This is a genomic window from Pararhodobacter marinus, assembly GCF_003122215.1.
Classification (GTDB): domain Bacteria; phylum Pseudomonadota; class Alphaproteobacteria; order Rhodobacterales; family Rhodobacteraceae; genus Pararhodobacter; species Pararhodobacter marinus.
Window position 1 is genome coordinate 171,030 of the sequence record NZ_QEYD01000011.1, and the last position, 9,006, is coordinate 180,035.

Sequence of the window (9,006 nt, forward strand, 5' to 3'; positions counted from 1 at the left end):
TGGAACAAAGATGCGCGCTCAGGGCGCCGTCTCGTCATGGACCCGGTTGCAGACCGGGCAATCGGGGCGCTGTTTCAGGGTGATGCGACGGGATTCGCCGTAGAGCCCGTCATAGATCAGCATCGCGCCCCGCAGGGTGGCGCCTGCGCCGGTCAGCTGCTTCACCGCTTCGAGCGCCATCATCGACCCCAGCACGCCGGGCAGGGGCGCGATCACACCCGCCTCGGCGCAAGAGGGGGCGAGGCCATCGGCGGGGCGTTCGGGGAAGACGCATTGATAGCAGGGACCGCCCCGCGCGGGGTCGTAGAGCGAGATCTGGCCTTCCCATTGCGTGATCGCGGCGGCGATCAGCGGGGTGCGGGTTTCGACGGCGATGCGATTGACGAGGAAGCGCGTGTCGAAATTGTCGGTGCCGTCGAGGATCAGATCGTATTCGGCAAAGAGCGCACGCGCGGTCTCTTCGTCGAGGCGGCGGTGATAGGGTTTAACGCGGATGAAGGGGTTCAGCGCCTCCATCTGTTCCTGTGCCGAGAAAACCTTGGGCATGCCGATGGTCAGGTCGGTATGGATGATCTGCCGCTGCAGGTTCGAGGCCTCGACCCCGTCATCGTCGATCACGCCGATCGTGCCCACCCCGGCGGCGGCAAGGTAGAGAAGCGCGGGCGATCCCAGCCCGCCGGCGCCGATCACCAGCACCTTCGCCTGCTTGAGCGCCCGCTGGCCCGGCCCGCCCACTTCGCGCAGGATCATGTGGCGGGCATAGCGGTTGAGCTCGGCCTCGGAGAAGAGCGGCTGTTTCTGGGTCGGGCTATGGGCGGCCTCGTGCTTTACGGCGCGCGCGCGCAGCCGCCTGAGCCCCGCGCGGTAGCCCCAGAGCGCCAGCACCACCAGCGCCAGCACCAGCCAGGGCCGCACGTCGCCGCCGGTCGAGACGCGGAAGGGCGCGTCGGCGGGCATGGCCAGATGGGCCAGCACCATCCCCGCCCAGATCGTGCCCAGAACCGCCAGCCGCGCGCGCAGCGAGACGCCGAAGGCCCAGCCCAGGGCGAAAAGCGCTGCCGCGAGGATCAGTATGCCCAGCATCAGCCGCGCCCGGTCGAGCCGAAGCCGCCGCTGCCGCGCGCGGTGTCGCCCAGCACCTGCGTCAGCGAGAAACGCGCCTGCAGCACCGGGGCCACGACCCATTGCGCGACGCGCTCGCCATGCGCGATCGTGTAGGGCGTGTCGGACAGGTTGATGAGCGGGACACCGATCGGCCCGCGATAATCGCTGTCGATCGTGCCGGGGGTGTTGGGCAGGGTGATCCCGTGTTTCAGCGACAGGCCGGACCGCGGGCGCACCTGGATCTCGTAGCCCTGGGGGATCTCGGCGATCAGGCCGGTGGGCAGCAGCAGGCGGCTCCACGGCGCAAGCGTCACGCCCGCTGCGCGGTCCTCGGGGCGCAGGTTGACGCGGATATCGGCGCCGGCGGATCCGGCGGTGGCGTAATCGGGCAGCGGGATCTGCGGATCGGCCCAGTCCTCGCGCTTCAGTTTGATCAGGATGCTCATGTCAGGTCTTTCGCGATGCGTTGCGCGAGGCGGCGCGCGACCTCGGCCTTGGGCAGGCGGGGCCAGTCCTCGACGCTGTCTTCGGTGATCAGGTGCACCGCGTTCTCGGCGCCGCCCATGATGCCGGTGGCGGGCGAGACATCGTTGGCGACGATCCAGTCGCAGCCCTTGCGCGCGCGCTTGGCCTGCGCGTGTTCGATGACGTTCTCGGTCTCGGCCGCGAAGCCCACGACCAGCCCGGGCCGCTGCGCATGGCGGCTGATCGTGGCAAGGATGTCGGGATTCTCGGCGAATTCCAGCACCGGCAGCGGCTTGCCCGCCTGTTTCTTCATCTTCTGACCTGCGGCATTGGCAACGCGCCAATCGGCCACGGCGGCGGTGAAGATCGCGGCATCGGCGGGCAGGGCGGCCTCGACCGCGGCCAGCATGTCGCGCGCGCTTTCCACGCGGATCACCGCGACCCCCGGGGGCGGTGGGGTGGTGGCGGGGCCGGTGACGAAGCTGACCCGCGCGCCCAGATCGCGCAGGGCGGCGGCCAGCGCGGTGCCTTGCTGGCCCGAGGACCGGTTGGCGATATAGCGGACGGGGTCGATGGGCTCGTGCGTGGGGCCCGAGGTGACGAGGATATGACGGCCTTTCAGCGGGCCTTCGGCCAGGGCCGCGTCGATGGCGGCAAGGATCGCTTCGGGCTCGGCCATCCGGCCGGGGCCGTGTTCGCCGCAGGCCATGTCGCCTTCGTCGGGGCCGATCGTCAGGATGCCGTCCGCCGTCAGGGTCGCAAGGTTGCGCTGCGTGGCGGGGTGGGTCCACATCCGCACGTTCATCGCGGGCGCGATCAGCACGGGCGTATCCGTGGCCAGAAGCAGGGTCGAGGCCAGATCATCCGCGCGTCCCTGCGCCATCTTCGCCATCAAATCGGCGGTGGCGGGGGCGACCACGATCAGGTCGGCGGAACGCGAGAGCTGGATATGGCCCATCTCGGCCTCGGCGGTCAGGTCGAACAGATCCTGGTGCACCGGGGCATTGGCCAGCGCCGCGACCGACAGCGGCGTGACGAATTCCGCCCCGGCACGGGTCAGCACCGGCGTCACGCTGGCGCCTGCGCGCTGCAGGCGGCGGATCAGGTCGAGCGTCTTGTAAGCGGCAATGCCGCCGCCGATGATCAGAAGGATACGCTTGGCCGTAAGCATCGGGCCCTCCGCTGGGTTCGTCCTGATGTAGCCACGGGCGGACGGGGTGGCAACACTCATGCGGGACCCCTGCGGGCGGGGCGGGCCCGGCTGGACCGCCGTCGCGCGATGGGCGATAGTGCCGCCAAATCCCGGGCGCTATGCGCCTCTTTCATTCCCAGCAGCAGAACCGGCCCATGTCCCAGATCGAATCCCTTTTCGTCACCCGTCTCTATCGCGCCCGGCTGGACGAGTACAAACCCAAGGTGGATGCGGGCGAACTGGTCGCGTCGTGCTATTCCATCGCCGAGGATGACGAAGCCGGCCAGACCTGGTGCGAGGAGCAGGGCTATCCCGGCTATACCTCTTATGCCTCGCTGTCGGACCTGCCCTGGCGCTTTCCGATCTTCGCCGACCTGCAGAAGGCGCTCGACAAGCATGTCGCGGCCTTCGCCAAGGATCTGGAATTCAACCTGAACGACCGCAAGCTGGTGCTCGAGGATCTGTGGATCAACATCCTGCCCGAGGGGGGGCTGCATACCTCGCATCTGCACCCGCATTCGGTGATCTCGGGCACGACCTATGTGCAGATGCCCGAGGGTACGTCGGCGCTGAAGCTGGAAGATCCCCGGTCGGGCCGTCTGATGGCGGCCCCCGCCCGCAAGAAGGATGCGCGGCGCGAGATGCAGACCTTCGTCTATGTGCAGCCCGATGTGGGCGACGTGCTCTTGTGGGAAAGCTGGCTCAGGCACGAGGTGCCGATGAACATGGCCGAGGACGAGCGGATCTCGGTCAGCTTCAATTATCGGTGGGGGTGAGGGGAGGTCTCGGACGCAGCCCGGAATGCGACGACGTGATCCGACGACATGCAACGCAAATCCCCCGCCGATCGCTCGGCGGGGGTTTTGTTCTTTTCTTTGACCATGTGGGGCCCGCCGAAAATCTTCGATTTTCCGCTATACCCCACCCGGCGCGCAGGGCGCGCCGATTACCAGTCTTCGCGAACGACGACGCGGGTCTTGATCGGAAGCTTCATCGCGGCGAGGCGCAGGGCTTCGCGCGCGGTTTCTTCGTTGACACCGTCGAGCTCGAACATCACGCGGCCGGGCTTGACCTTGCAGGTCCAGCGGTCGACCGAACCCTTGCCTTTACCCATCCGCACTTCGACCGGCTTGGCCGAGACGGGGACGTCCGGGAAGATACGGATCCAGACACGGCCCTGACGCTTCATGTGACGGGTCATGGCACGACGCGCGGCTTCGATCTGACGCGCGGTGATGCGCTCGGGCTCGGTCGCCTTCAGGCCGTACATGCCGAAGTTCAGGTCGGAACCGCCCTTGGCTTCGCCGTGGATCCGGCCCTTGTGCTGTTTGCGGAACTTCGTCCGTTTCGGTTGCAGCATGACTTACTCTCCTCAGGCGCGGTCGCGGCGATCGTCGCGACGATCGCGACGGGGCGCGCTGCTGGGGCCTTCCTGCAGCTCGGCCTGCCGGCGATCGCGCGCCTGCGGGTCGTGCTCCATGATGTCGCCCTTGTAGATCCAGACCTTGATACCGATGATCCCGTAGGGAGTCATGGCCTCGGCCAGCGCATAGTCGATGTCGGCGCGCAGCGTGTGCAGCGGCACACGGCCTTCACGATACCACTCGGTACGCGCGATCTCGGCGCCGCCCAGACGGCCGGCGATGTTCACGCGGATACCCAGAGCACCGATGCGCATCGCGTTCTGAACCGAGCGCTTCATGGCGCGGCGGAACGAGACACGACGCTCGAGCTGCTGAGCGATCGATTCGGCCACCAGCTGGGCGTCCAGCTCGGGCTTGCGGACCTCGACGATGTTGAGGTGCAGTTCCGAATCGGTGAAGTTCGACAGCTTCTTGCGCAAACCTTCGATGTCAGCGCCTTTCTTGCCGATGATCACGCCCGGACGCGCGGTGTGAATGGTCACACGGCACTTCTTGTGGGGACGCTCGATCACGACACGGCTGACGCCGGCGGCCTTGCACTCTTCCTTGATGAAATCGCGCATGCGCAGATCTTCAAGCAGCAGGTTGCCGTATTCCTCGCCGTCGGCGTACCAGCGGCTGTCCCAGGTGCGGTTGACCTGGAGGCGCATCCCGATGGGGTTAACCTTCTGTCCCATTACGCTTGCTCCTCGCGCTCACGCACCATGATGGTGATTTCCGAAAACGGCTTCATGATCTTGCCGAAACGGCCGCGTGCGCGCGGGCGACCGCGCTTCATGACCATCTTCTTGCCGACCCAGGCTTCGGCGACGATCAGGTTGTCGACGTCCAGGCCGTGGTTGTTCTCGGCGTTGGCGACGGCCGACTGAAGGCATTTCTTCACGTCGACGGCGATACGCTTTTTCGAGAAGGTCAGATCGGCCAGCGCCTTTTCGACCTTCTTGCCGCGGATGAGGCCGGCGACCAGGTTCAGCTTCTGCGGCGAGACGCGCAGCATGCTGGCCTTGGCCATGGCTTCGTTGTCAGCCACGCGGCGCGGATTTTGCTCTTTACCCATGACTTACTTCCGCTTCGCTTTCTTGTCGGCCGCGTGCCCGTAATAGGTACGGGTCGGCGAGTATTCACCGAACTTCTGGCCGATCATTTCCTCGGTCACGTTGACGGGGATATGCTTCTTGCCGTTGTAGACGCCGAACGTCAGGCCCACGAATTGCGGCAGGATCGTCGAGCGACGCGACCAGATCTTGATGACTTCGTTACGCCCCGATTCCCGAGCTTTCTCTGCTTTTTTCAGCAGGAAAGCATCGACGAAGGGGCCCTTCCAGACAGAACGTGCCATGTGTTAGCGGCCCTTCTTCTTGGCGTGACGCGAACGGATGATGTATTTGTCCGTCGACTTGTTCGAGCGGGTCCGCGAACCCTTGGTGTCCTTACCCCACGGGGTGACCGGCGTACGGCCGCCCGAGGTCCGGCCTTCACCACCACCATGCGGGTGGTCGATCGGGTTCATGGCGACACCACGGACGGTCGGCTTGATGCCCATGTGGCGACGACGACCGGCCTTGCCGAGGTTCTGGTTCGAATGGTCCGAGTTCGACACGGCGCCGATCGTGGCCAGGCATTCCTGACGCACCATCCGCAGCTCGCCCGACGAGAGGCGCAGCTGGGCGTAACCGCCGTCACGGCCAACGAACTGGGCATAGGTGCCCGCGGCGCGCGCGATCTGACCACCCTTGCCGGGCTTCAGTTCGACGTTGTGGACGATGGTACCGAGCGGCATGCCCGAGAACGGCATCGCGTTGCCCGGCTTCACGTCGGTCTTCGCACCCGAGATCACGCTGTCGCCAACGGCCAGACGCTGCGGAGCGAGGATATAGGCCTGCTCGCCGTCCTGGTAGCGAATGAGCGCGATGAACGCGGTCCGGTTGGGGTCGTATTCGATGCGTTCCACCGTGGCGGAGACGTCGAACTTGCGACGCTTGAAATCCACCACGCGGTACAGGCGCTTGGCGCCGCCGCCGCGGTGGAACGAGGTAATCCGTCCGGTGTTGTTCCGGCCGCCCGACTTCGTCAGACCCTGGGTCAGGGCCTTGACGGGGCGTCCTTTCCAAAGCTCCGAACGGTCGATCAGCACCAGCCCACGCTGGCCCGGCGTCGTCGGCTTATACGACTTGAGTGCCATGCTTTCTGTCTTCCGTTGCTTTGCGGGCAGGTTGCCCTGCCCTCCGTTATAGCCCCCCGAAGGTGGCCGAGTGCGGGTTCTCGCGATCGCTCGTCCGGACCCTGATTCCACAAATCGACAGCCCCGGACGAATCCGGGGCGGTGCGATGCGCGAGGGTTACGCGATTTCCGGCGTCAGGTCCATAGGGCGGGGGCAGTTTTTTCCAGCCTGTGCAGGCTTTCGCGCGCTGCACCCGGCTTGCGAGCCGGTCAGGGGGGCGAAACGCAGCATAAGCCCGCAGGCGCCCGGCCCATGGGAAAGGCCCCCGCGCTGGGGCGGGGGCCTTTCGGTTCCTGACGGACGGGACGCAGTGCGCCCCGCGGCCGGTTACAGGCCGGTGGTCACGTCGATCGCGTTGCCTTCCTCGAGGGTGACATACGCTTTCTTGACGTCCTTGCGCTTGCCCAGGATGCCCCGGAAACGCTTGACCTTGCCCTTGGTGATCGAGGTGTTCACCGCTTTGACCTTGACGCCAAACAGGCTTTCGACGGCCTCTTTGATCTGCGGCTTGGTCGAGTCGATCGCCACTTCGAAGACCACGGCGTTGGCTTCGGAAGCCATCGTCGCCTTTTCGGTGATGACCGGCTTGCGGATCACGTCGTAATGTTCAGCTTTCGCGCTCATGCCAGTCGAGCCTCCAGAGCTTCGACGCCCGCTTTCGTGATCACCAGGGTGTCACGCTTGAGGATGTCGTAGACGTTGGCGCCCATCGACGGCAGCACATCGACGCCATCGAGGTTGCGGGCGGCGGCGGCGAAGTTCGCATTCACTTCGGCGCCGTCGATGATCAGGACCTTTTTCCAGCCCAGGTCGTTCACGGCCTTGGCCAGCATCGCGGTCTTGGCTTCGGCCATTTCGGCCGAGTCCAGAACCACCAGCTTGCCGGCAGCGGCTTTCGCCGACAGCGCGTGCTTCAGACCCAGCGCCCGGACCTTCTTGGGAAGGTCGAAGGCGTGGCTGCGCGGGGTCGGGCCCTTGTAGACACCACCCTTGCGGAAGATCGGCGCCTTCTTGGAACCGTGGCGGGCGCCGCCGGTGCCTTTCTGGCGATAGATCTTCTTGGTCGAGTAGGACACGTCCGAGCGACCCAGCACCGAATGGGTGCCGGCCTGCGCCTTGGCGCGCTGCCAGCGCACCACGCGGTGCAGGATGTCGGCGCGCGGCTCGAGCCCGAAGATGGCGTCGTTCAGATCGACTTCACCGGCCTTGCCGGAGTCGAGCTTGATCACGTCGAGTTTCATCACTTGTCTCCTTCGGGCGCGGCATCGCCGTCGGTCGCAGCGCCGTCAGCCTTGTCGGCGTCGATCGACGCTTCGGCTTCCTTCAGCGCGGCGGCCTCTTGCGCGGCCTGCTCTTCAGCCAGGCGCTTCGCTTCGGCCTCGGCCTCGGCAGCGGCGGCGGCAGCAGCCTCTTCCGCGGCGCGGCGGGCTTCGTCGGCAGCGCTCTTCAGCGCGGCGGGCAGGATCGCGTTCTCGGGGAAGGGTTTCTTCACCGCGTCCTTGATCGTGACCCAGCCGCCCTTGGAACCGGGAACGGCGCCCTTGACCATGATCAGACCACGATCGGCATCCGTGCGCACGACCTGCAGGTTCTGCGTGGTCACGCGGACGGCACCGAGGTGACCCGCCATTTTCTTGCCCTTGAACACCTTGCCGGGGTCCTGGCACTGGCCGGTCGACCCGTGCGAACGGTGGCTGATCGAAACGCCGTGCGATGCGCGCAGACCACCGAAATTGTGGCGTTTCATGACGCCGGCGAAGCCTTTACCGATCGAGGTGCCGGCGATGTCGACGAACTGGCCTTCGAAATAGTGATCGGCGGTGATTTCCTCACCGACATTGATCATGTTCTCGGGCGAGACGCGGAACTCGGCCAGCTTGCGCTTGGGCGCGACCGAGGCTTTCGCGAAATGGCCACGCATCGGCGCGGACACACGCTTGGCCTTGGCCGTCCCGGCGCCCAGCTGAACCGCAGTGTAACCGTCGGTGTCGGCCGTGCGCTGCGCAACGACTTGCAGCGAATCGAGTTGAAGGACGGTCACGGGAACCTGCTTCCCGTCCTCCATGAACAGCCGGGTCATGCCCAGCTTCTTGGCGATAACTCCAGAGCGCATCGGGGACACTCCTTAAACCTTGATTTCGACGTCGACGCCGGCAGCGAGGTCGAGCTTCATCAGCGCGTCCACGGTCTGCGGGGTCGGATCGACGATGTCGAGAAGACGCTTGTGCGTGCGGATTTCCCACTGGTCGCGCGACTTCTTGTCGATGTGCGGACCACGCAGAACCGTGAACTTCTCGATCTTGTTGGGCAGCGGGATGGGCCCGCGAACCTGGGCGCCCGTGCGCTTGGCCGTGTTGACGATTTCCGCGGTCGACGCATCGAGAACGCGATAATCGAAGGCCTTGAGCCGGATGCGAATGGTTTGACCTTGCATCTTCTAATTCCTCATGTCTCGCGGGATGGGCTGTGACGCCCATCCCGCCTGACGGCCTTACTTGATGATTTTCGACACGACGCCGGCGCCGACGGTACGGCCGCCTTCACGGATGGCGAAGCGCAGCTTCTCTTCCATGGCGATCGGGGCGATCAGCGAGACTTC

The 9,006-nt window shown here is 65.7% G+C and carries 14 protein-coding genes; 1 reads left to right on the forward strand and 13 read right to left on the reverse strand.

Annotated features, from left to right (window positions below):
• Nucleotides 1–18: 18 nt before the first annotated feature.
• From C4N9_RS17525 to coaBC, 3 genes are read right to left on the reverse strand one after another with little or no spacing between them, the layout of a single operon-like run.
• On the reverse strand, nucleotides 19–1,083 hold the full coding sequence (locus C4N9_RS17525) for a HesA/MoeB/ThiF family protein (protein WP_109534646.1): 1,065 nt from the start codon (nucleotides 1,081–1,083) through the stop codon (nucleotides 19–21).
• A complete protein-coding gene (dut, locus tag C4N9_RS17530; RefSeq protein ID WP_109534647.1) occupies nucleotides 1,083–1,550 on the reverse strand; it encodes a dUTP diphosphatase in 468 nt (155 codons plus the stop codon). The genes C4N9_RS17525 and dut overlap by 1 nt, the downstream gene beginning before the upstream one ends.
• On the reverse strand, nucleotides 1,547–2,740 hold the full coding sequence (gene coaBC / locus C4N9_RS17535) for a bifunctional phosphopantothenoylcysteine decarboxylase/phosphopantothenate--cysteine ligase CoaBC (RefSeq protein WP_109534648.1): 1,194 nt from the start codon (nucleotides 2,738–2,740) through the stop codon (nucleotides 1,547–1,549). Before coaBC ends, dut begins: the two co-directional genes overlap by 4 nt.
• A gap of 176 nt (nucleotides 2,741–2,916) precedes the next feature.
• On the opposite strand from coaBC, the gene C4N9_RS17540 reads away from it, so the two are divergent.
• Nucleotides 2,917–3,537: a 2OG-Fe(II) oxygenase family protein gene (locus C4N9_RS17540; RefSeq protein WP_109534649.1), complete on the forward strand. Its 621-nt coding sequence runs from the start codon at nucleotides 2,917–2,919 to the stop codon at nucleotides 3,535–3,537.
• A gap of 170 nt (nucleotides 3,538–3,707) precedes the next feature.
• On the opposite strand, the gene rplP is transcribed toward C4N9_RS17540, so the two are convergent.
• The 10 genes from rplP to C4N9_RS22385 form a co-directional block, all read right to left on the reverse strand.
• A complete protein-coding gene (gene rplP / locus C4N9_RS17545; protein ID WP_109534650.1) occupies nucleotides 3,708–4,121 on the reverse strand; it encodes a 50S ribosomal protein L16 in 414 nt (137 codons plus the stop codon).
• A gap of 12 nt (nucleotides 4,122–4,133) precedes the next feature.
• Nucleotides 4,134–4,862, reverse strand: a complete 729-nt coding sequence (gene rpsC, locus C4N9_RS17550) for a 30S ribosomal protein S3 (RefSeq protein ID WP_068305488.1) — start codon at nucleotides 4,860–4,862, stop codon at nucleotides 4,134–4,136.
• Nucleotides 4,862–5,242 carry a 50S ribosomal protein L22 gene (gene rplV / locus C4N9_RS17555; RefSeq protein ID WP_109534651.1) on the reverse strand — a complete coding sequence of 127 codons (381 nt, stop codon included), beginning with the start codon at nucleotides 5,240–5,242 and terminating at the stop codon, nucleotides 4,862–4,864. Before rplV ends, rpsC begins: the two co-directional genes overlap by 1 nt.
• Before the next feature lie 3 nt (nucleotides 5,243–5,245).
• A complete protein-coding gene (rpsS, locus tag C4N9_RS17560) occupies nucleotides 5,246–5,524 on the reverse strand; it encodes a 30S ribosomal protein S19 (RefSeq protein ID WP_109534652.1) in 279 nt (92 codons plus the stop codon).
• Nucleotides 5,525–5,527: 3 nt separating this feature from the next.
• Nucleotides 5,528–6,367 (reverse strand): 50S ribosomal protein L2, encoded by an 840-nt coding sequence (rplB, locus tag C4N9_RS17565; RefSeq protein WP_109534653.1) that lies wholly within the window; start codon nucleotides 6,365–6,367, stop codon nucleotides 5,528–5,530.
• 367 nt (nucleotides 6,368–6,734) lie between these two features.
• Nucleotides 6,735–7,031: a 50S ribosomal protein L23 gene (locus C4N9_RS17570; RefSeq protein ID WP_109534654.1), complete on the reverse strand. Its 297-nt coding sequence runs from the start codon at nucleotides 7,029–7,031 to the stop codon at nucleotides 6,735–6,737.
• Nucleotides 7,028–7,648: a 50S ribosomal protein L4 gene (gene rplD / locus C4N9_RS17575; protein ID WP_109534655.1), complete on the reverse strand. Its 621-nt coding sequence runs from the start codon at nucleotides 7,646–7,648 to the stop codon at nucleotides 7,028–7,030. The genes C4N9_RS17570 and rplD overlap by 4 nt, the downstream gene beginning before the upstream one ends.
• Nucleotides 7,648–8,520, reverse strand: a complete 873-nt coding sequence (gene rplC, locus C4N9_RS17580; protein ID WP_109534656.1) for a 50S ribosomal protein L3 — start codon at nucleotides 8,518–8,520, stop codon at nucleotides 7,648–7,650. The genes rplD and rplC overlap by 1 nt, the downstream gene beginning before the upstream one ends.
• A gap of 12 nt (nucleotides 8,521–8,532) precedes the next feature.
• Complete coding sequence (gene rpsJ / locus C4N9_RS17585; protein WP_068305476.1) at nucleotides 8,533–8,841, reverse strand: 30S ribosomal protein S10; 309 nt, start codon at nucleotides 8,839–8,841, stop codon at nucleotides 8,533–8,535.
• 57 nt (nucleotides 8,842–8,898) lie between these two features.
• A partial coding sequence (locus C4N9_RS22385) for an EF-Tu C-terminal domain-related protein (RefSeq protein WP_146195182.1) occupies nucleotides 8,899–9,006 on the reverse strand: 108 nt, incomplete at its 5' end.